This window comes from Xanthomonas sp. DAR 80977, assembly GCF_041240605.1.
Classification (GTDB): domain Bacteria; phylum Pseudomonadota; class Gammaproteobacteria; order Xanthomonadales; family Xanthomonadaceae; genus Xanthomonas_A; species Xanthomonas_A bundabergensis.
The window spans coordinates 810507-830162 of the sequence record NZ_CP162487.1; the positions used below are offsets into that span (position 1 = coordinate 810507).

Below are 19656 nucleotides of genomic sequence, written 5' to 3' on the forward strand. Positions count from 1 at the left end.
GCTGGATCAGTCCGGCGCCACGCCCGCCACCACGTCGCAGGCGATGCCGGCGGCGGCCAACTGCGCGGCCAGTTGCGCGTGCGGCGCCCGCCGGAACGCATCGCCCGGCTTCAGGCTGACCACGCGCTGCCCGGCCTGCACCTGTTCGACCAGCAGCGCGAAGTGCGCGGCGTCGTCGGCCGGCAGCGGCTGCCGCGCCGCATCGCGTCGCGCCAGGCTCAGTACCACCGTGCCCACTGCCGGATCGCACAGCAACAGGTCGGCCTGGTTCAACGCGCGCAATGCCTTCAGCGTCAACGCGCCGGGATCGCCGTTGCCGGTGCCGACCAGCCACACGCTGCCGCGGCGCGGCACGTCCTCGTCGCTGCGCTGCAGGGCGTCGTGGAAGGCCTGCTCGGCGGCCTGCGCCTGCCCGCTCTGCAGCAGCGCCTGCACCGGGCCTTCCAGCACCTGTTCGAACCAGCGCCGGCGCTGCGCCAGCTGCGGCAGGCGCGCGCGGATCGCCTCGCGGTGGCGCGCGAACAGCTGCGCCAGCTGCGCATAGGAATGGTCCAGCTCGGTCTCCCAGCGCTCGCGCAGGCGCCGCGCCAGCATCGGCGCCGCGCCGCTGGAGGAGATCGCCACCAGCAGCGGATCGCGGTCGATGATCGCCGGCACCTGGAACGTGGACAGCTCGGCATCGTCGACCACGTTGACCAGCTTGCGGCGCTGCCCGGCCTGTGCGGCCAGTTCGCGGTTGAAGGCGTTGTCGTCGGTGGCCGCGACCACCAGCCAGGCGGCGTCCAGCCACTGCGCATCGAACTCGCCGTCGACCCGCTGCAGGCGGCCCTGCGCCAGCCACTGCGCCACCGTGGGGTTGAGCGCGTGCGCGTACACCAGCACCTGCGCGCCGGCGTGCAGCAACGCCTCGATCTTGCGCATCGCCACCTCGCCGCCGCCGACCACCAGCACGCGGCGCCCGGCCAGATCGGCGAACAAGGGATACAGCGGCATGCGGACTCCTGCGGGGTGGGGGACGGCTCGCGGCGGACGCGTGTTGCATGGCACCATGCGGCTCAGCCAACTTCCGTTAGCCACGACCGAATGCTGCGCGTCCTGCTGGTCAACGATACCGAAAAGCCGATCGGGCAGCTGCGCCAGGCACTGCTCGATGCAGGGTACGAGGTGTTGGACGAGGTCGCCGCGGCGCCGGCGCTGCTCAAGGCGGTGTCCACGCAGCAGCCGGATGTGGTCATCATCGATGTCGATTCGCCCTCGCGCGACACCCTCGAGCAACTGGCGCTGATCCACCGCCAGGCGCCGCGCCCGGTGGTGATGTTCTCCGCCGACGGCGACGACCAGCTGATCCGCGCCGCGGTGGGCGCCGGCGTCACCACCTACGTGGTCGACGGCCTGGCGCCGGCGCGGCTGGCGCCGATCGTGCAGGTGGCGCTGGCGCGCTTCGAGCAGGAAGCGGGCATGCGCCGGCAACTGGACGAAGTGCAGGGCAAGCTGCGCGACCGCGAACGGATCGACCGCGCCAAGCGCCTGCTGATGGACAAGCGCGGCATGAGCGAGAACGAGGCCTACGCCGCATTGCGGCAGCAGGCGATGAAGCAGGGACTGAAGCTGGCCGAGGTCGCCCAGCGCATCCTCGCGATGGCCGATCTGCTGGGATGAGGAAGCGATGAGCGCACCACTGCACCCCGAACCGCGCACGCTGCGCCTGGGCTACCTGCCGCTGATCGACTGCGCGCCGTTGATCGTGGCGGTGCGGCTGGGCCTGGACCGCCGCCACGGCCTGCGCCTGGAGCTGCAACGGCAGGCCTCGTGGGCGGCGGTACGCGACAAGCTGCTGTCCGGCGAACTGGACGCGGCGCACGCCCTGGCCGGCCTGGTCTACGGCGTGGAATGCGGCATCGGCGGACCGCAGGCCGACCTGGCGATCCTGTTGACCCTCAACCAGAACGGCCAGGCCATCACCCTGGCGCCGGCGCTGGCCGATGCGCTGGCGCAAGGCACGCCGCTGCGCAGCGCGCTGGCCGCGCTCGGCCGCGCGCCGGTGTTCGCGCAGACCTTCCCCACCGGTACCCACGCGATGTGGCTGTACTACTGGCTGGCGGCGCAGGGCGTGGACCCGATCGGTGCCATCCAGGCGGTGACCCTGCCGCCGCCGCAGATGCCCGACGCGCTGGCGCGCGGCGAACTGGACGGCTACTGCGCCGGCGAACCGTGGGCGGCGCAGGCCGAAGCGATGGGCACGGGCCGGCGGGTGATCCGCAGCGGCGAACTGTGGCCCGGCCATCCGGAGAAAGTGCTGGCCTGCCGCCGCGCCTGGGCCGCGCTGCAGCCGGAACTGGCGACCGCGCTGACCGCCACGCTGCTCGAGGCCTGCCGCTGGCTCGACGATGCAGCGCATCGTCGCGAGGCGGTGGCGTGGCTGGCCGATCCGGACGTGATCGGCTTGCCGGCCGAACGCATCGCGGCGTGCCTGCTGCCGGGCGGCGCCGCCGACGCTGGCGCCGATCCGCAGGATCTGCGTTTCCACGCCGGCGGCCTGGCGAACATGCCGTGGCTGTCGGACGGGCGTTGGTTCCTGCAGCAGTTCCGGCGCTGGGGATGGTTGCCGGCGAGCGGGGCGGGCGCCGGACAGGATGCGGCGCACGATGCGCAGATCGTGGCGCGGGTGCATCGGTTGGAGACGTATCGTGCGGCGGCGGCGCAGGTGGGGGTTGCGGTGCCGGCACGCGACGGGCGCGAGGATGGGTTGCCGGATTGGAGCGCTGGACAGCGATGAAGCGCTTCGACGACGCGCTGTTGGATGGGGTCGCGTCGACTATTGTCGACCTCGAACAGGCAGTCGAGTGTGGGGACGTGCCCACCATGAATGCCATCCGGGGGGCGGTTGAGTAATTCTGCCTGTGTATGTACATTGTGTGTACAGACAGGAGAATCTGCGATGGGCGCCCCTACCAGCAAAGTCATCAATTTTCGGGCGCCTGCCGCCAAACAGGCCCTGATCGACCATGCCGTGGAAGTCAGCGGCATGAATCGCACCGAGTTCATTCTGGAGGCCGCCTGCGAGAAGGCGCGCGAGATGCTGGCCGACCAGACCCGATTCGCCCTGAGCGAGCAGAACCTGCGGCGTTTCAATGCGCTGCTCGATGCCCCGCTGGAGAGCAATGCGGCGATCCGGCGCCTATTGAGTACTCCAGCGCCTTGGGAGCGCTGAGTCTTGCCGCTCACTGCGCCCGGCCCGCTCAACGATGGGCATCGGCTGGACGACTTCGCATGCAGTGCGCCGGAACTGACCAGGTGGTTGTTGCAGCGCGCGCGTCAGAATCAGGTGTCTGGCGCATCGAGGTGCTTCGTCGTCTGCGACGAGCAGCAGCGCGTCGTGGGCTACTACGCGCTGGCGGCCGGTGTGGTGGCGCATGAAGATGCGCCTGGCCGCATCCGTCGCAACATGCCCAACCCGGTTCCAGTCATCGTGCTGGGGCGTCTGGCCGTGCACGTCGACTGGGTTGGCCAAGGAATCGGCAAGGGGTTGCTCAAGGACGCCGTACAACGAACGCTGCAGGTGTGCGAGCAGGTGGGTGCGCGTGCGCTGCTGTGTCACGCCTTCGATGAAGCGGCGAAGGCGTTCTATCTCAAACACGGTTTCATCGTCTCGCCCATCCACGACTTGACGGTGATGTTGCCGCTTAGGTGATGCTCGATACTCTTGTCCAGACTCTTGTCCAGGTCGCATGGGAGCAGGGCTGGACGGAACACTCGCTGCATTCGACGTCGCCTTGCAGTGCGGCTTGACGCAAACGCTCGCCAATGGATGACGAATGGCCAATGCACTCGTTGCTCTGGCGCTGATCGAAGCTGCCCTGCTGGTTTTATGGAGCCGCACCTATTGGTCGTGGGGGCTGCCATTGTTCAGCCGGCGCATCGCGGTGCCGACCTCCGCACTGCTGCACTTTCCTTTCGAGCGGTTGGAAGGCGAAGTCGCGGCCGAGAAATGGCCCGCACTGGTGTTCCGCCCGCTGTGCAAACGCACCTGGGCGTTCCGCGAAAGCTTCGGGATCCACTTCGGCTGGCGCTATCCGCCGATCATGCGCGGGCTGATCGTGATCGACCGGCAACGCAGCGAGATCCGCGTGGTCGGCTTGTGTAGCTGGGCGGTGCTGTTTGTCGTCGCCACGCTGGTCCTGGCGCTCGCGGAGAAGCCCGCCGCGGTGCCGATCGTCGCAGTGCTGCTCGGTGGGAACTATCTCGTGCAACGGCACAGGTTCGTGGCCGTCGATTCGGCGGTGCGCAGGCTGATGATGCACTGCAAGCCGGAGCGGCGGATCGATGGGTGATCACTGGATGCGAACGCTCGCGCTGGCGATCGCGAGGCTCCAAGCCCGGTGATGCCGGTGCCGCGGCGGCGTGTCCGGCAGCGCGGTCAGGTGATCCAACGCCGTCCGGACTGGCTTATGATCCGCCTTCTCAAATCCAGCACCGGCATCATGGACCGAGCCCGCATGCACCCTGCCTGGCGATCGCGCGTGTCGGCGTGGCTCGCCGCACTCGCGCTGCTGTGGTACATCGCGCCAGCGATGGCACAGACCGCACGCAAGCCGTCCTCCTACGAATACCGGCCAGGCAGCAATCCTGCGCTCCAGCCGACCAAGGGACCGGATTTCCTGCCCCGCATCGACAGCCGCGCGCAGTTCATGCAGCTCGCCCGCGTCTACAACGCCGGCACCGCGCTGGAGATGCCGCATCTGATCTTCGTGATCGACCGGCAGGATGCCGCACGCATCTACTACATCAATACGCCGCGCTATCCGTTGCACGAGCAGTTCGTGCAGCGCCAGCGGCTGCTGCGCGGCATGGACAAGGCGGCGCGCAACGCGCAGTACCGCGACCCGCAGCGGCGGTTCCTGTTCGGCACCATCAGCTGGCAGCAGGACCTGCCCGGCTACACCTACGAGTTCTGGGAGGGCGACAAGCTCACCGTGCCCTTGCTGCGGCAGACCGACGACGTGGTGCGCGCCTCGTTCCGCGAGCCGATCCGCTTCAAGACCAATTCCACCCAGCACGAGCAGCTGGCCAGCTCCATGGGGCTGGCTTACGTCAGCCAGGAAGCGCTGCTGCGCGAGCAGCGCTTCCTGCCGTTGAACACCGGCCGCGCCGAGGGGCGGCTGCGCATCGTGCGCTCCGAGGAGCAGCTGCGCACGCTGTCGCCGCGCGACATCCCGGTGCTGGACGAGGTACCCATCGCGCTGTCGCCGGTCGCAGGCCTGGTGACCCAGCGTCCGTCCACCCTGCTGTCCCACGTCAACCTGCTGGCCAAGGGTTGGGGCATTCCGAATGTCTATGTGCGCGACGCCCAGGATGCGCTGCGCCAGTACGACGGACAGTGGGTGGCGCTGGACGTCACCCACAACGACTACCGGGTGACGCTGCTGGCGCGCCCGGCACGAGCGCCGTCCTCCAAGGCGTCCCGCGCAGCGACCGGCGCTCTGCCGCGCCCGGACCTGACGGTGGTCGCGCTCAAGCCCCTGACGGCGCTGCGCGCGCGCGACAGCGGCCACTGCGGGGTGAAGGCGGCCAACCTCGGCACGCTGAAGGCGGCGCTGCCGCCTGCCGCGCGCGTGCCGGACGGCTTCTGCATCCCGTTCTCCTACTATCAGGCGACGATGCAGCGGCTACAGGTCGCCGAGCGTCTGCGCGCGCTGCAGCGTCGCCCGGGCTTCGCGACCGACCCGAACGTCCGCCGCGACGCGTTGGCGGCATTGCGTGCCGAGATCGCCGATGCCGCGCCCGATCCCGCCTTCGTTCGCGCCCTCGACGCGCAATGGCAGGGCCAGTTGCACGCTGGCGCGGTGTTCGTGCGCAGTTCGTCCAACTCCGAGGACCTGCCGGGTTTCAGCGGTGCCGGCCTGTACACCACCGTCCCCAACGTGACCCGTGCCGATGCCCTGGCCAAGGCCGTGCAGACGGTGTGGGCGTCGGTCTACAACTTCGAGGCGTACGAGGCGCGCACGGCGGCAGCGCTGCAACAGGATGCGGTGGCCATGGCGGTGCTGGTGCAACTCGCCGCGCCCTCCGACAGTTCGGGCGTGATGATCACCCGCGATCCGTTCGATGCGGCCCGCCGCCACATCACCTACATCTCGGCCAAGCGCGGGCTCGGCATCCGCGTGGTGGAGGGCAAGCGCCAGGCCGAACAGGTGATGTACTCGAGCTGGTCCAAGGCGGTGCAGGTCCTGAGCCGCTCGGCCGAGGACACGCAGCTCGTGGCCGATGCAAGCGGCGGCGTCCGCGAGGTGCCCATCACCGGCTCGCGCCAGGTGCTGACCGACGCGCTCATCGCGCGGCTGGCGAAGGTGGGCGCCGCGACCAAGCAGGCGCTGGGTGGCGCGGACCAGGACATCGAGTGGGCCGTGGTCGGCGACGAGGTGGTGATCCTGCAGTCGCGGCCGTATGTGGACAGAAGCGCGCGATAGCGGGCCGTTGCCGTGCCCTTGGCGGTCGCCTGCCGCATGCCAAGGTCCGCTTCCGGCCGAAAGCGCTCATCGGGAGCAGGAAGGGAGCAGGCAACGGTAGCTTTCGGCCCACGGCGGATACCGAACTGCAGGCAGGATGCGTTTGCTAGTGAGAGGAAACGTACACGGCCTCCGGCTGCCTCTGCGGTAGTGCGAAGCTCTCGCGCATGCGCTGCACTTCCTTGGCTGGGGTGAGCCCGAAGAGGCGCTTGAATTCGCGACTGAACTGCGACGTGCTTTCGAATCCCACGGCATGGCAGGCCCGCACCGCCGTCATCCCCTCCTGGACCATGAGCAGGCGCGCCTGATGCAGCCGCGTCGACTTGAGGTACTGCATGGGCGAGGTACAGGTCACGGCCTTGAAGTGGCTATGGAAGGAAGGCGCACTCATGCCGGCTTCTTCTGCCAGCCGTGCCACATCCAGCGCCTGGGCGTATGACGCGTGGATGAGCCGCAGTGCCTTGCCGATCCTTCCAAACCGGCCCTGCATGGACAGGGCGGCGCGCAGGGTGGCGCCCTGCGGACCTGTCAGGATCCGGTAGTACAGTTCGCGCAAAAGGTGGGGGCCGAGAATCGCGGCCTCCATCGGATCCGCAAGTGCCTGCAGCAGGCGCTGCACGGACAGGTGCATGGCGGTGTCCATCGGGCTGGACATCATGCTCTGCGGCTCGGTGTCGTTTGCAACGCTCCCATGGCGGTTGATCTCCAGCATGAGCTCGGCGGCCAGCGGGAGTTCCAGGTGCAGATACAGCGCCAGAAGCGGCGCTTTCGCCGAGGCATCCGTTTCCATGGTGAACGGCACCGGCACCGAGACTGCCAGATACTGGTTCGCGTCGTAGATGTAGGTGCGCCGGCCGAAGTAGCCGCGTTTTTGCCCCTGGCAGACGATCACGATGCCCGGATCGTAGAGCACCGGGGTACGGGCCAACGGGCGGTTCGACCTCAGCAGCCGGACACTGGGGAGGGCGGTCAGGTTATAGCCCTCCTGCGGCGCCAACGGCAGGACAAGGGCGGCCAGCGGCGCGGGCTCCGCGGCCTGCGGGTGAGGCGGGGTAACCGACGAGTGCATAGGAATAGGCAACTCTGGGAGGGGTTCACGCCTTATCTGGTGGAGATGGCTTGCGTATTGTGCACCTCCCTCAAGTCTCCCGGAGCGCGAAATGGACCACTCGAAACTGATCCTAATCACGGGCGTCGGCAGCGGCTTCGGCCGGGCGCTCGCACGGGAGGCGCTGGCGGCAGGACACCGGGTCGTCGGCACGGTGCGCAACGCCGAAGCCGCGGACGCCTTCCAGACACTGGCCCCGGCGCGAGCCCATGCGCGCCTTCTCGATGTCACCGACGTCGAGGCGATCGATGCGGTGGTGGGCGAGGTCGAGGCCACCCTCGGGCCGATCGACGTCCTGGTGAACAACGCCGGCTATGGCCATGAGGGCGTGATGGAGGAGTCGCCACTGGCGGAGCTGAGGCGGCAGTTCGACGTCAACGTGTTCGGCGCGGTGGCGATGATGAAAGCGGTGCTTCCCGGCATGCGTGCGCGCCGTGTCGGCAGGATCCTCAACATCACCTCGATGGGAGGATTCATCACGATGCCGGGCATCGCTTACTACTGCGGCAGCAAATTCGCGCTGGAGGGCATCAGCGAGGCAATGGGCAAGGAAGTCCGTGAACTGGGCATCCATGTGACCGCTGTGGCGCCGGGTTCTTTCCGCACCGACTGGGCGGGCCGCTCCATGGTGCGCACCCCGCGCTCCATTCGCGATTACGACACGCTGTTCGATCCCATCCGCGAGCGGCGGCGAGAGATCAGCGGAAAGCAACTGGGCGATCCGGACAAGGCGGCGCGGGCCATGCTCCAGATCATCGAAAGTGACGCACCCCCTGCCCATCTGCTGCTGGGAAGCGATGCATTGACCTTGGTTCGCGAGAAGGTGACCCGCCTTCAGGAAGAACTTGTGCAGTGGGAGCACCTGACGCGATCAACCGACGGCTGAGGGGCGACAGTGGCCTAAGCAATTGCAATCGATCTCCTCACGCTTGCCGCGACGCACGATAAAGGTGCGCTGCGCACCACTTGTGTTCGTCGGCGCGCGACGCGGTCAGCGGTCTGCAGCGCCGCAACTTGCTGATGAACTAGCCAACGCCTTGAATTTTCGGATGATTCGGCTTCGCCGCCGCCACCGCGAACACTTGGCACGCCGATTGCGATAGCTCCAGCGCGGATGCAACGGGGTGTCCGCACCAACTCGATTCGGCAGGCGGGCCAACGGCGGTCCGCCTGCCCAGACAACGGCGTCTTCCGGTGCGAACCGGACGGCGCCGTTTTCGTTTTTCCCTCCCCTCGACTACCGCGCGCTGCGGGTGGTTTGCAGCGCTGCGGCCCAACGTTTCTCGGAGATGGCGCGGATGAATCGATCGTTCTGGCAAGCCGGGCATACGCCCACGCTGTTGTCGGCGTTCCTGTACTTCGACCTGAGCTTCATGGTCTGGTACCTGCTCGGCCCGCTGCAGGTGCAGATCGCCGCGGCGCTGCAGCTGGACACGCAGCAGCGCGCGCTGATGGTGGCGGTGCCGATCCTGTGCGGGGCGGTGCTGCGGTTGTTCCTGGGCATGCTTGCCGACGTGATCGGCGCAAAGCGCGCGGGCGTGCTGGCGCAGGTGCTGGTGATCGTGGCGCTGGCGGTGGCGTGGCAACTGGGCGTGCACAGTTTTGCGCAGGTGCTGCTGCTGGGGCTGATGCTGGGCGTGGCCGGGGCCTCGTTCGCGGTGGCGCTGCCGCTGGCCTCGCGCTGGTATCCGCCGCAGCACCAGGGCACGGCAATGGGCATCGCCGGCGCCGGCAATTCCGGCACGGTGTTCGCGGCGCTGTTCGCGCCGGTGTTGGCCACCGCGTTTGGCTACCAGGCGGTGTTCGGGCTGGCCTGCATTCCGCTGGCGCTGACCTTGCTGGTGTTCGCGCTGTGCGCCAAGGACGCGCCGGTGGAGGTGCCGCGCAAGTACCTGGGCGACTACGCGCGGGTGCTGGTTGGCAATCGCGATTCGTGGTGGTTCATGCTGTTCTACGCGATCACCTTCGGCGGCTTCGCCGGGTTCGCCAGCGCCTTGCCGGGCTACTTCCACGATCAATTCGACTTCTCGCCCAAGCTCGCCGGCTGGGCCACCGCGGCCTGCGTGCTGGCCGGCTCGGTGATGCGGCCGCTGGGCGGCGCGCTGGCCGACCGCATCGGCGGCACCCGCACGCTGCTGTCGATCTATCTGCTGGTGGCGCTGCTGGTCGCCGCCGCGGCGGTCGGCGTCGGCGGCCCGGCGGCGACGGTGGCGCTGTTCGTGCTGACCCTGCTGTGCCTTGGCACCGGCAACGGTGCGGTGTTCCAGCTGGTGCCGCAGCGCTTCGGCCGCGACATCGGGCTGATGACCGGGCTGATCGGCATGGCCGGCGGCATCGGCGGCTTCCTGCTCGCCGCGGGGCTGGGCATCGTCAAGCAGCACACCGGCAGCTATGCGCTGGGGCTGTGGCTGTTCGCCGGCTGCGCGCTGCTGGCCTGGGGCCTGCTGTCCAACGTCAAGCAGCACTGGCGCAGCCAATGGGCCGCGGCCGGCGCGGCGCGCGTCTGATCCCCTCCACCGAAGCGAGACGCGCATGAACAAGCCAAGACTGGTGGTGGTGGGCAACGGCATGGCCGGCATCCGCACCGTGGAAGAACTGCTCAAGCTGATGCCGGGGATGTACGACATCACCGTGTTCGGCGCCGAGCCGCATCCGAACTACAACCGCATCCTGCTCTCGCCGGTGCTGGCCGGCGAACAGCAGTTCGACGAGATCGTGCTCAATCCGCTGGCGTGGTACGCCGAGCACGGCATCCGCCTGCACGTGGGCAAGGAAGTGACCCGCATCGACCGGATCAGGCGCAAGGTGATCGCCGCCGATGGCACCGAGGCGCCCTACGACCGCCTGCTGCTGGCCACCGGTTCGCTGCCGATCGTGCTGCCGGTGCCGGGCAAGGAGCTGAAGGGCGTGATCGGCTACCGCGACATGCACGACACGCAGACGATGATCGACACCGCCACGCGCAAGCGCCACGCGGTGGTGATCGGCGGCGGCCTGCTCGGCCTGGAGGCGGCCAACGGGCTGAAGCAGCGTGGCATGCAGGTGACCGTGGTGCACCTGGCCGACTGGCTGCTGGAGCGCCAGCTCGATCCGGTCGCCGGGCAGCTGCTGCAGCGCTCGCTCAGCGAACGCGGCCTGGACTTCCGCCTCGGCACCTCCACCACCGAACTGGTCGGCAACACCGATGGCGAGGTGGTGGCGGTGAAGTTCTCCGACGGCAGCGAAGTGCCGGCCGACCTGGTGGTGATGGCCGCCGGCATCCGCCCCAACATCGCGCTGGCGCAGGCCGCCGGCATCCATTGCACGCGCGGCATCGTGGTCAACGACACGCTGCAGACCTTCGATCCGCGCGTGTATGCGGTCGGCGAATGCGCCAGCCACCGCGGGATCGCCTACGGCCTGGTCGCGCCGCTGTTCGAGCAGGCCAAGATCTGCGCCAACCACCTGGCCGGGTTCGGCATCGGCATCTACCGCGGTTCGGTGGCCTCGACCAAGCTCAAGGTCACCGGCATCGACCTGTTCTCGGCCGGCGATTTCATGGGCGGGGAGGGCAGCGAGGAGATCGTGCTGTCCGATCCGGCCGGCGGCGTCTACAAGAAGCTGGTGCTGAAGGACGACAGGCTGGTCGGCGCCTGCCTGTACGGCGACACCAACGACGGCGCCTGGTATTTCCAGTTGCTCAAGGATGCCAGCCCGATCGGCGAGCGCCGCGAGCGGCTGATGTTCGGCGAGAGCGCGCTCGGCGACGCCGGCACCGCCGGCCAGGACCGCGCCAGCGCGATGCGCGACAGCGACGAGGTGTGCGGCTGCAACGGCGTGTGCAAGGGCACCATCGTCAAGGCGATCAACGCGCAGGGCCTGTTCACCGTCGACGAGGTCAAGAAGCAGACCAAGGCGGCCAGTTCCTGCGGCTCGTGCACCGGCCTGGTCGAGCAGATCCTGATGAACTGCCTGGGCTCCAACTTCCAGCAGACGCCGAAGACCAAGGCGGTGTGCGGCTGCACCGACCTCAGCCACGGCGAGGTGCGCCAGGCGATCCGCGAGGGCCGCCTGTTCACCCACGCCGCGGTGTACGCGCAACTGCAATGGCGCAGCCCGAACGGCTGCGCGAGCTGCCGCCCGGCGATCAACTACTACCTGCTGTCGACCTGGCCGCGCGAGGCGGTGGACGATCCGCAGTCGCGCTTCATCAACGAGCGCGCCCACGCCAACATCCAGAAGGACGGCACCTTCTCGGTGATCCCGCAGATGAAGGGCGGGGTGACCAATGCCTCTGAACTGCGCCGCATCGCCGACGTGGCCGACAAGTACGCGGTGCCGATGGTCAAGGTCACCGGCGGCCAGCGCATCGACCTGCTCGGCATCCGCAAGGAAGATCTGGTCGGGGTGTGGAAGGACCTGGGAATGAACTCCGGGCATGCCTACGGCAAGTCGATCCGCACGGTGAAGACCTGCGTGGGCAGCGAGTTCTGCCGCTTCGGCACGCAGAACAGCACGCAGATGGGCATCGACCTGGAGACCATGCTGGCCAACATGTGGAGCCCGCACAAGGTGAAGCTGGCGGTGTCCGGCTGCCCGCGCAACTGCGCCGAGTCCGGGATCAAGGACGTGGGCATCATCGCGGTGGAGTCGGGTTGGGAACTGCATATCGGCGGCAACGGCGGCATGAAGACCGAGGTCGCCAAGTTCCTGGTCAAGGTCAAGAGCGCCGAGGAAGTGAAGGAGTACACCGGCGCGTTCCTGCAGCTGTACCGCGAGGAGGCCTACTACCTGGACCGCACCGTGCACTACATCGAGCGGGTGGGCATGGACTACATCCGCCAGCGCGTGATCGAGGACGCGGCCAACCGGCGCGCGCTGTACGAGCGGCTGCTGTACGCGCTGGAAGGCCTGCCCGATCCGTGGGCCGAGCGTATCGCCGGGGCCAGGCAGCGCGAATTCCAGCCGTTGCGCGTGGCCGCGCCGCTGGCGCTGGTGGAGGACTGAGCGATGAACGCAGCCGCTTCCGACCTCATCGCCGCCAACAGCAGCGCCGCCGACAGCGGCGCCCGCCACTGGATCCGCATCTGCCGGCTCGACGACATCCCCACGCTCGGCGCGCGCGTGCTGGAGATCGCCGGCACCGACCCGATCGCGCTGTTCCGCACCGCCGGCGACCGCGTGTTCGCGCTGGTCGACCGTTGCCCGCACAAAGGCGGGCCGCTGTCGCAGGGCATCGTCGCCGGCGACAGCGTCACCTGCCCGCTGCACAACTGGAACATCGCCCTGGACAGCGGCCAGGCCTGCGCGCCGGACGTGGGTTGCGCGCGCCGCTATCCGGTGCGGGTGGACGACGGCGACGTGTGGCTGTCGCTGCAGGGCGCCGCGTGATGGACGGCGCCCACGTGCCCGGCGCGAGCGCGGCCGCGGACACCGCGGCGCGGCGCACGCTGACCCGTTCCACCTGCTGCTATTGCGGGGTCGGTTGCGGCGTGCTGATCGAGACCGAGCTTGCCGCCGACGGCGCCGCGCGCATCGTCGGCATCGAAGGCGATCCAGACCATCCGGCCAACTACGGCCGCCTGTGCAGCAAGGGTCGCACCTTGCCGGAGACGATGCGCAGCCTGCACGGCCGCGCGCTGCAGCCGGAACTGCGCACCCACCGCGACGCCCCGCGGCGCCCGGTGGACTGGGCGGTGGCGCTGGACAGCGTGGCCGAGCGCCTGGCCGGCATCGTCGAACGGCACGGGCCGGACGCGGTGGCGTTCTACCTGTCCGGGCAGCTGCTGACCGAGGACTACTACGTCTTCAACAAACTGGCCAAGGGCCTGCTCGGCACCAACAACATCGACACCAATTCGCGGCTGTGCATGTCCAGCGCGGTCAGCGGCTACAAGCTGGCGCTGGGCGCGGACGGCCCGCCGACCTGCTACGAGGACCTGGAACTGGCCAGGACCGTGTTGCTGGCCGGCAGCAACATGGCCTACGCGCATCCGGTGCTGTTCCGCCGGCTCGAGGAGGCGCGCGCACGCGATCCGCAGGTGCGCTGGATCGTGGTCGATCCGCGCCGCACCGACACCGCGGCGATGGCCGACCTGCATCTGCCGATCCAGCCCGGCACCGACGTGGCGCTGTTCAACGGCATGCTGCACCACCTGATCTGGGAAGACCGTATCGACCGCGCATTCATCGCCGCGCACACCGACGGCTTCGCCGAACTGCGGCAGACCTTGCGCGAATACACCCCGGCGATGGCCGCGGACATCTGCGGCATCCCGGTCGCCGACCTGGTGCAGGCGGCGGAATGGTTCGGCCGCGATGCGCCGGCGCTGTCGCTGTACTGCATGGGCCTGAACCAGTCCGCGCACGGCACCGACAAGAACCTCGCGCTGATCCACCTGCATCTGGCTACCGCGCAGATCGGCAAGCCCGGTGCCGGTCCGTTCTCGCTGACCGGGCAACCGAACGCGATGGGCGGGCGCGAGGTCGGCGGCATGGCGACGATGCTGGCCGCGCACCGCGAGATCGGCAGCGCCAGCGATCGCGCCGAGTTGGAAGGGCTGTGGCGATTGCCGGCCGAGCGGCTGTCGGCGCGTCCGGGCCTGCCGGCGGTGGCGCTGTTCGACGCGCTGCGCCGCGGCGAGGTCAAGGCGGTGTGGATCGCCTGCACCAATCCCGTGCACTCGATGCCGGACATCGCGAACGTGCGCGACGCACTGCGCCAGGCCGAGTTGGTGATCGTGCAGGAAGCCTTCGTGCACACCGACACGGTGCCCTATGCCGACGTGCTGCTGCCGGCGGCGAGCTGGGGCGAAAAGGACGGCACGGTGACCAATTCCGAGCGCCGCATCTCGCGCGTGCGGCAGGCGCTGCCGGCACCGGGCGCGGCCAGGCCGGACTGGTGGATCGCCAACGAGGTGGCGCGGCGGCTGGAAGCGCGGCTGGATGCGCCGGCCGCCGGCTCGCGCTTCGGCTTTGCCGATACCGCGGCGGTGTTCGACGAGCATCGCGCGTTGAGCGTCGGCCGCGACTTGGACATCGGCGGGCTCGACTACGCGCGGCTGGACGCGCAAGGCCCGCAGCAGTGGCCGCTGCCGGCCGGCGCCGCGCACGGCCAGGCGCGGCGCTACGCCGACGGCGTGTTCGCCACCGCCGACGGCCGTGCGCGCTTCCATCCCACGCCGTACCGGCCGGTCGCCGAGCCGACCTCGGCGCGCTTTCCGCTGCGCCTGCTGACCGGGCGCCTGCGCGACCAGTGGCATGGCATGTCGCGCAGCGGCAGGGTGCCGGGCCTGTTCGCGCACAGCCCGCAGCCGGGCCTGCGCATGCATCCGCAGGACGCGGCGCGGCGCGGACTGCGCGCCGGCGACCTGGTGCGCATCGTCAGCAAGCGCGGCAGCCTGGTGTTGCCGCTGGAAGCGTGCGAGGAAACGCGTTCGGGCGACGTGTTCGCGGCGATGCACTGGAACGCGCAGTTCCTGCACAGCGGCGGCATCAACGAACTCAGCCTGGGGACGGTGGACGCGCGTTCGCAGCAGCCCGAGCTCAAGCACGCGGCAGTGCGTGTGGAGAAGGCTGAGTTCGGCTGGCACCTGCTGCTGGCCCGGCGCGGCGATGCGCTCGCGCTGCAGGCCGCGGCGCAACCGTGGCTGCGCGACTTCGGCTATGCCGCGTTGAGCCTTCAGGCCGAGGCCGGCGAGCAGGATCAGGCCTGGCTGGTGCTGCGCGCCGCCGCCGAGCAGGCGCCGGCGCCCGCGCAGCTGGACGCGCTGGCCGCGGCGCTGGCGCTGGCCGGCGGCGATGCCGACACCCTCGAATACCGCGATGCGCGCCGCGGCCTGCTCAAGCGCGTGGCCTGGCGCGGCGCCGCGCCGATCAGCCATCTCGATGGCCTGCTGCTGGCCGGCGCGCAGCGCGATGCCGGCGGCGAGGCGCTGCTGGAGCGCGCGCTGCGCGGCGAGGCCTGGCACGGCGCGCGCCTGGCCGCGTTCGCGCAGGCCGGCGGCGCTGCGCGCGATCCGGTGGTGTGCCAGTGCACCCAGGTGCGCGAGTCGGCGATCCGCGCCGAAGCCGCGCGCGGCACCGCGCCGGCCGAGATCCGCACCCGGTTGGGCTGCGGCAGCGTGTGCGGCTCGTGCATGCCGCAGGTGCTGCGGCTGTGCGCCACGGCGGCAAGCGCATGACGGCGCTGTGGTCCTCCGTACCGTCGCTGCGTTGCTGTTGCGGCGAGCGCGGCATCCACGTCCGCATCTGCGGTGGCTGTGGCGGCGCTGGCGAAGTGGTGCGGCCGCGTTTGCGGCGCGCGCGTGCCGCCGCTGTCGCGTGTGTGCGTCACGGCGATGCGCGCATGAGCGCGGTGTCCTCCCTGTTCCTTCTTCCCCTGCGGAGTCTGCGATGAACGATGCACACGTGTCCGGCATGCGCCGCAGTGGCGGCGAAGTGGTGTTGCTGTCGGCCGGTCCCGGCGACCTGGAGCTGTTGACGCTGAAGGCGGTCAAGGCCTTGGCCGCGGCGCAGGTGCTGCTGCTCGACGATCTGGTCAATCCCGACATCGCGCGGTTCGCGCCGCGGGCGCGGGTGATCCGCGTCGGCAAGCGTGGTGGCTGCCGCTCCACGCCGCAGGATTTCATCTGCCGGCTGATGCGGCGCTATGCGCTGCAGGGCGCCAACGTGGTGCGGGCCAAGGGCGGCGAGGCGCTGCTGTTCGGCCGCGCCGGCGAGGAGATCGCGTTCCTGCGCGCCTCCGGCGTGGCGGTGCGCATCGTCAATGGCGTCAGCGCCGGGTTCGCCGCGGCGGCGGGGCTGGGCATGTCGCTGACCCATCGCGACCACTGCCATGGCATCACTTTCATCACCGCGCACACCCAGGACCATGGCGAGCCGGACTGGGCGGCGTTGTGCGCCACCCGCACCACGCTGGCCATCTATATGGGCATGGGCCGCATCGCCGCGCTGAGCGGCGCCCTGCTGCGCCACCTGCCAGGCGACACGCCGGCGGCGGTGGTGCAGTCGGCGAGCCTGCCGCAGCAGGCGCAGCTGTTGACCACGCTCGGGCGCCTGTCGATCGATGTGGAGGGCCTGGGCCTCGGTGCGCCAGGGGTGATCCTGATCGGCGGCGCGGTGGGCGAAGCGCAGGTGCAGCAGTTCGCGCAGTCGCACGCAATGCAGGCGACGGCATGATCTCCTGTGGGAGCGAGTTCAGTCGCGACGGGCCTCACCGGTAAAGCCCGTCGCGACTGAAGTCGCTCCCACAAGTGACAGCATCGGCATCGAAAGCGCGCCAGCGCTTCCTGTAGGAACGGCTTCAGCCGCGACGAGCGAAGTCGAAATATCGCGGCATCGCATGACGCTTCGAAGCCGATGATCCCGAGCCATCGCGGCATCTTGAACCTGGATGCGCCGCTGGCTGCGGATACGGTCGCGGCTGAAGCCGCTCCTACAGGGAGGGCATCCAGCATGACGCGATCCGGTGTAGGAGCGGCTTCAGCCGCGACAGGCGAGGTCGTAATGTCGCGGCATCGCATGATGCTTCGAAGCCGATGATCCCGAGCCATCGCGGCATCTTGAGCCTGGACAGGCCGCTGGCTGCGGATACGGTCGCGGCTGAAGCCGCTCCTACATTGCACGCATGCAATGCGCCGCGCTCCTGTGCAGGAGCGGCTTCAGCCGCGACGAGCGAAGTCGAAATATCGCGGCATCGCATGACGCTTCGAAGCCGATGATCCCGAGCCATCGCGGCATCCTGAGCCTGGACAGGCCGCTGGCTGCGGACACGGTCGCGGCTGAAGCCGCTCCTACACGGGCGGGCTTTCCTTGCGGAGAGGCCCTAGCCCCTACCCGGATCATCGACTGCCGCTACAGCGCTCTCGCTGGCACCACGCTCACGCCACCGGTGCCGGCGGCGGCGCCGCATTCTGGTGCTGGGACGCGGCCACCTTGCCGTCGCGTTCCGCCGCCAGCAGGGTCAGCGAGCGGCCGATGCCGTGCCATTGCGAGCCGCCCGGCAGGCCGTGTTCGTGGTCGCGTTCGGCGGTGTCGATCAGCACGCGCCAGTGCTCGCCCTCGACCATCGGCAGGGTGAAGCCCACGTCCTCGGCGGCGCCGTTGACGATCATCAGCAAGGTCACGTTCGAGGCCGCCTGGCGCAGGCCGCTGGACGGCGCCTTGCCGTCCAGGCGCATCATCAGCGCCCGCGCGTGCGGGTCGTGCCAGGACGCTTCGGTCATCTCCTCGCCGTCCGGCGCCAGCCAGCTCACGTCCTTGATGCCCAGCTCTTCGTCGTAGACGCCGTCGAAGAAGCGTGCGCGGTGCAGCAGCGGATAGTGCGCGCGCAGATGGGTCAGGCGCGCCACGAACGCGGTCAGCCGCTGCGCGCGCTCGCCGCTTTCCCAGTTCAGCCAGGTCAGTTCGTTGTCCTGGCAGTAGGTGTTGTTGTTGCCGCCCTTGCTGCGCCCGAACTCGTCGCCGGCCAGCAGCATCGGCGTGCCCTGCGACAGCAGCAGCGTGGCCAGCATGTTGCGCATCTGCCGCAGGCGCAGCGCGTTGATCTGCTCGTCGTCGCTCTCGCCTTCCACCCCGTAGTTGGCCGAGATGTTGTTGTCCGAGCCGTCGCGGTTGTCTTCGCCGTTGGCCTCGTTGTGCTTGTGCTCGTAGCTGACCAGGTCGTGCAGGGTGAAGCCGTCGTGGGCGGTGACGAAGTTGACCGAGGCGGTGGGGCGGCGGCCGCGGTGGTTGAACAGGTCGGCCGAGCCGGTCAGGCGCGTGGCCAGTTCCGCCAGCTGGCCCTCGTCGCCGCGCCAGAACGCGCGCACGTTGTCGCGGAACTTGTCGTTCCATTCCGACCAGCCGGGCGGGAAGCCGCCGACCTGGTAGCCGCCGGGGCCCACGTCCCATGGTTCGGCGATCAGCTTGACCTGGCTCAGCAGCGGATCCTGGCGGCAGGCGTCGAGGAAGCCGCCCTTCGGATCGAAACCGTGGTGCTCGCGGCCGAGGATGGTGGCCAGGTCGAAGCGGAACCCGTCCACGTGCATCTCCGACACCCAGTAGCGCAGCGAGTCGTTGACCATGCGCAGCGCGCCGGCGTTGGTCAGGTCGAAGGTGTTGCCGGTGCCGGTGTCGTTGACGTAGAAACGGCGATCCTCGGCGAGCCGGTAGTAGCTGGCGTTGTCGATGCCCTTGAACGACAGCGTCGGCCCCAGTTCGTTGCCTTCGGCGGTGTGGTTGTAGACCACGTCCAGGATCACCTCCAGCCCGGCGTGGTGCAGCCGCGCCACCATCTGCTTGAACTCGGCCACGGTGCGCGTGGCCATGTAGCGCGGCTGCGGCGCGAAGAAGCCGATGGTGTTGTAGCCCCAGTAGTTGCGCAGGCCCTGCTTGAGCAGGTATTCGTCGTCGACGAAGGCATGCACCGGCAGCAGTTCCACCGCGGTCATGCCGAGCCGCTTGATGTGCTCCACCACCTCGTCCACCTTCAGCCCGGAGAAGGTGCCGCGCCAGGCCTCGGGCACCGACGGATGGCGCATGGTGGTGCCGCGCACGTGGGTCTCGTAGATCACCGTGCGGTCCCACGGCGTCTGCAGGCGCTGGTCCTTGCCCCAGGTGAAGGCCGGATCGATCACCGCGCACTTGGGCACGTAGGCGGCGCTGTCGCGGCGATCGAAGCTCAGGTCGGCGTCCTTGTGGCCGATGGTGTAGCCGAACAGGGCGGGCGCCCATTTCAGTTCGCCGACCAGCTGCTTGGCGTAGGGATCGAGCAGCAGCTTGTTGGGATTGAAGCGGTGCCCGGCGTCGGGCGCGTACGGGCCGTACACGCGGTAGCCGTACAGCTGGCCGGGACGCGCATCGGGCAGGTAGCCGTGCCAGATCTCGTCGGTGTACTCGGGCAGCGCGATGCGCTCGACTTCGCGGCCGCGCTCGTCGAACAGGCACAGCTCCACCTTGGTGGCGTTGCTCGAGTACAGCGCGAAATTGACCCCAAGGCCGTCCCAGGTGGCGCCGAGCGGAAACGAGCGGCCTTCGCGGATGCGGGAGCGGCGGGCGAGCTTGCGAAGCGGCATGCGGAAT

Annotated in this window: 15 protein-coding genes; 12 read left to right on the top strand and 3 right to left on the bottom strand. The window is 69.2% G+C overall.

What is annotated here, in order from left to right:
* Positions 1–6: 6 nt before the first annotated feature.
* Entirely contained in the window at positions 7–993 is a 987-nt protein-coding gene (locus tag AB3X10_RS03525) for an NAD(P)-dependent oxidoreductase (RefSeq protein WP_369979126.1), read from the bottom strand.
* A 93-nt stretch (positions 994–1086) separates the two neighbouring features.
* Here AB3X10_RS03525 and AB3X10_RS03530 point away from each other — a divergent pair, with 93 nt between their 5' ends.
* The 6 genes from AB3X10_RS03530 (at position 1087) to AB3X10_RS03555 (ending at position 6467) form a co-directional block, all read left to right on the top strand.
* Entirely contained in the window at positions 1087–1659 is a 573-nt protein-coding gene (locus tag AB3X10_RS03530; protein WP_369981626.1) for an ANTAR domain-containing response regulator, read from the top strand.
* A gap of 7 nt (positions 1660–1666) precedes the next feature.
* Positions 1667–2776, top strand: coding sequence for a CmpA/NrtA family ABC transporter substrate-binding protein (locus AB3X10_RS03535; RefSeq protein ID WP_369979128.1), 1110 nt, complete (start codon positions 1667–1669; stop codon positions 2774–2776).
* 162 nt (positions 2777–2938) lie between these two features.
* A complete protein-coding gene (locus AB3X10_RS03540; RefSeq protein WP_369979130.1) occupies positions 2939–3211 on the top strand; it encodes a DUF1778 domain-containing protein in 273 nt (90 codons plus the stop codon).
* Between the two features lie 3 nt (positions 3212–3214).
* Positions 3215–3691: a GNAT family N-acetyltransferase gene (locus AB3X10_RS03545; protein WP_369979132.1), complete on the top strand. Its 477-nt coding sequence runs from the start codon at positions 3215–3217 to the stop codon at positions 3689–3691.
* A gap of 124 nt (positions 3692–3815) precedes the next feature.
* The gene (locus AB3X10_RS03550; protein WP_369979134.1) at positions 3816–4331 is read left to right on the top strand and encodes a hypothetical protein; all 516 of its coding nucleotides are present in this window, start codon (positions 3816–3818) and stop codon (positions 4329–4331) included.
* 189 nt (positions 4332–4520) lie between these two features.
* Complete coding sequence (locus tag AB3X10_RS03555; RefSeq protein WP_369979135.1) at positions 4521–6467, top strand: PEP/pyruvate-binding domain-containing protein; 1947 nt, start codon at positions 4521–4523, stop codon at positions 6465–6467.
* Positions 6468–6612: 145 nt separating this feature from the next.
* On the opposite strand, the gene AB3X10_RS03560 is transcribed toward AB3X10_RS03555, so the two are convergent.
* The gene (locus tag AB3X10_RS03560; RefSeq protein ID WP_369979137.1) at positions 6613–7575 is read right to left on the bottom strand and encodes an AraC family transcriptional regulator; all 963 of its coding nucleotides are present in this window, start codon (positions 7573–7575) and stop codon (positions 6613–6615) included.
* Between the two features lie 91 nt (positions 7576–7666).
* Between AB3X10_RS03560 and AB3X10_RS03565 the strand changes: the two genes are divergently transcribed.
* The 6 genes from AB3X10_RS03565 to cobA all read left to right on the top strand — a co-directional run bounded on the left by AB3X10_RS03565 (position 7667) and on the right by cobA (position 16773).
* Positions 7667–8500 (top strand): oxidoreductase, encoded by an 834-nt coding sequence (locus AB3X10_RS03565; RefSeq protein WP_369979139.1) that lies wholly within the window; start codon positions 7667–7669, stop codon positions 8498–8500.
* A gap of 451 nt (positions 8501–8951) precedes the next feature.
* The gene (locus AB3X10_RS03570) at positions 8952–10121 is read left to right on the top strand and encodes a nitrate/nitrite transporter (protein ID WP_369981628.1); all 1170 of its coding nucleotides are present in this window, start codon (positions 8952–8954) and stop codon (positions 10119–10121) included.
* Positions 10122–10182: 61 nt separating this feature from the next.
* Positions 10183–12600, top strand: coding sequence for a nitrite reductase large subunit NirB (nirB, locus tag AB3X10_RS03575; RefSeq protein ID WP_369981630.1), 2418 nt, complete (start codon positions 10183–10185; stop codon positions 12598–12600).
* Between the two features lie 3 nt (positions 12601–12603).
* Positions 12604–12984, top strand: a complete 381-nt coding sequence (gene nirD, locus AB3X10_RS03580; RefSeq protein ID WP_369979141.1) for a nitrite reductase small subunit NirD — start codon at positions 12604–12606, stop codon at positions 12982–12984.
* Positions 12984–15776, top strand: coding sequence for a molybdopterin-dependent oxidoreductase (locus AB3X10_RS03585; protein ID WP_369979143.1), 2793 nt, complete (start codon positions 12984–12986; stop codon positions 15774–15776). Before nirD ends, AB3X10_RS03585 begins: the two co-directional genes overlap by 1 nt.
* Before the next feature lie 256 nt (positions 15777–16032).
* Positions 16033–16773, top strand: coding sequence for a uroporphyrinogen-III C-methyltransferase (gene cobA, locus AB3X10_RS03590; protein WP_369981631.1), 741 nt, complete (start codon positions 16033–16035; stop codon positions 16771–16773).
* A 701-nt stretch (positions 16774–17474) separates the two neighbouring features.
* Here cobA and glgX read toward each other — a convergent pair.
* The gene (gene glgX / locus AB3X10_RS03595; RefSeq protein ID WP_369979144.1) at positions 17475–19649 is read right to left on the bottom strand and encodes a glycogen debranching protein GlgX; all 2175 of its coding nucleotides are present in this window, start codon (positions 19647–19649) and stop codon (positions 17475–17477) included.
* Positions 19650–19656: the final 7 nt, after the last annotated feature.

Coding starts and splice junctions, on each gene's coding strand:
- AB3X10_RS03525 (WP_369979126.1), bottom strand. CDS start 993: ATGCCGCTGTATCCCTTGTTCGCCGATCTGGCCGGGCGCCGCGTGCTG.
- AB3X10_RS03535 (WP_369979128.1), top strand. CDS start 1,667: ATGAGCGCACCACTGCACCCCGAACCGCGCACGCTGCGCCTGGGCTAC.
- AB3X10_RS03540 (WP_369979130.1), top strand. CDS start 2,939: ATGGGCGCCCCTACCAGCAAAGTCATCAATTTTCGGGCGCCTGCCGCC.
- AB3X10_RS03550 (WP_369979134.1), top strand. CDS start 3,816: ATGGCCAATGCACTCGTTGCTCTGGCGCTGATCGAAGCTGCCCTGCTG.
- AB3X10_RS03560 (WP_369979137.1), bottom strand. CDS start 7,575: ATGCACTCGTCGGTTACCCCGCCTCACCCGCAGGCCGCGGAGCCCGCG.
- AB3X10_RS03565 (WP_369979139.1), top strand. CDS start 7,667: ATGGACCACTCGAAACTGATCCTAATCACGGGCGTCGGCAGCGGCTTC.
- nirB (WP_369981630.1), top strand. CDS start 10,183: ATGGCCGGCATCCGCACCGTGGAAGAACTGCTCAAGCTGATGCCGGGG.
- nirD (WP_369979141.1), top strand. CDS start 12,604: ATGAACGCAGCCGCTTCCGACCTCATCGCCGCCAACAGCAGCGCCGCC.
- AB3X10_RS03585 (WP_369979143.1), top strand. CDS start 12,984: ATGGACGGCGCCCACGTGCCCGGCGCGAGCGCGGCCGCGGACACCGCG.
- glgX (WP_369979144.1), bottom strand. CDS start 19,649: ATGCCGCTTCGCAAGCTCGCCCGCCGCTCCCGCATCCGCGAAGGCCGC.